The 1,438-nt window shown below is 70.4% G+C and carries 1 protein-coding gene; it reads left to right on the top strand.

Annotated features, from left to right (window positions below):
* Window positions 1-42 precede the first annotated feature (42 nt).
* On the top strand, window positions 43-1,266 hold the full coding sequence (locus ACFWPI_RS39595) for an IS4 family transposase (RefSeq protein ID WP_380381116.1): 1,224 nt from the start codon (window positions 43-45) through the stop codon (window positions 1,264-1,266).
* Window positions 1,267-1,438 lie beyond the last annotated feature (172 nt).

Genomic DNA, 1,438 nt, shown 5'->3' with positions numbered 1-1,438 from the left:
CAATGCCAGTGACTTTGGTGTGTCTGTCTCGTTGGTTGTGGTGTGGCGAGGGTGGGGCAGGTCAAGTCGTGTGCGGGTGAGCGGTTGTCGGATCGGATTGCGATCGGGGTGCTGACGCAGGTGTTTCCGCCGGGTCTGGTCGATGAGGTGATCGCTGAGACCGGGCGGGCCGAGCAGCGCAGTCGGTTGTTGCCGGCGCGGGTGGTCGTGTACTTCGTGCTGGCGATGTGCCTGTTCTTCGGGCAGGGCTACGAGGAGGTCGCGCGGCTGCTGGGTGAGGGACTGGGAGAGGGGCGGCGGTCGTGGCGGGTGCCGACGACCGCCGCGATCGGCCGGGCCCGGCGGCGGCTGGGGCCGGAGCCGTTGCGTCTGCTGTTCGCCCGGGTGTGCCGTCCGATGGCCGTGCCCGGGACCGCGGGTGCGTGGTATCGGCGTTGGCGTGTGGTGGCGGTGGACGGCACCACGCTGGACCTGGCGGACACCGAGGCCAACGACGCCTTCTTCGGCCGCCATGCCTCGGGACGCGGGGCGGCCGCGTTCCCGCAGGCCCGGGTCGTGGGGCTGGCCGAGTGTGGCACCCACGCGATGTTCGCCGCCGAGGTGGGCCCGCTGTCGGCCGGCGAGCAGACGCTCTCCCGGCGGCTGTTCGGCCATCTGCGCGCGGGGATGCTGCTGCTGGCGGACCGGGGCTTCTACGGCGTCGAGCTGTGGCAGCAGGCCCGGGCTACCGGCGCGGACCTCCTGTGGCGGGTACGCAAGAACGCCGGCCTGCCCGTCGTGCGGACGCTGTCGGACGGCTCCTACCTCAGCGAGGTCTTCGCCGGACACGACCGCAGGAACCGTCGCGACCCGGTGACCGTCCGCGTCGTCGAGTACACCCTCGCCTCCACCGGCGACGCCACCGTCTACCGCCTGATCACCACCCTCCTCGACCCCGAGGAGGCACCGGCCGCCGAACTGGCCGCTCTCTACGCCCAGCGCTGGGAGATCGAGACCACGCTGGACGAGATCAAGACCCACCAGCGCGGCCCCAGGCTCGTCCTGCGCTCGAAGTACCCGTGGGGTGTCGAGCAGGAGGTCTACGGCCTCCTGCTCGTCCACCACGCCATCCGGCAGCTGATGCACCAGGCCGCCCTCAACGACGGCCTGGACGTCGACCGGCTCTCGTTCACCCGCAGCCTGCGCGTCGTACGCCGCCAGGTCCCCGCCCAGGCGGCGTTTTCCCCCCGGCAGACTCGCCCGCGCACTGACCCGCACCCTGACTGAGATCGCCGAACGCCTGCTACCCCCACGACGTCAGCGGACCTGCCCCCGCGTCATCAAACGCAAGATGTCCAACTGGCCCCTCAAACGCGCCCAACACCACAACTGGCCACCACCACAACCGGCAACAGTCACCGTCACCCAGCACGACACAACCTAAAGTCACTGGCATTGG

The organism is Kitasatospora sp. NPDC058492, from assembly GCF_042720685.1.
In the GTDB taxonomy this organism is placed as follows: domain Bacteria; phylum Actinomycetota; class Actinomycetes; order Streptomycetales; family Streptomycetaceae; genus Kitasatospora.
Note: the sequence above shows the minus strand (reverse complement) of the source record. Positions and strands in the feature narration are given on the sequence as shown.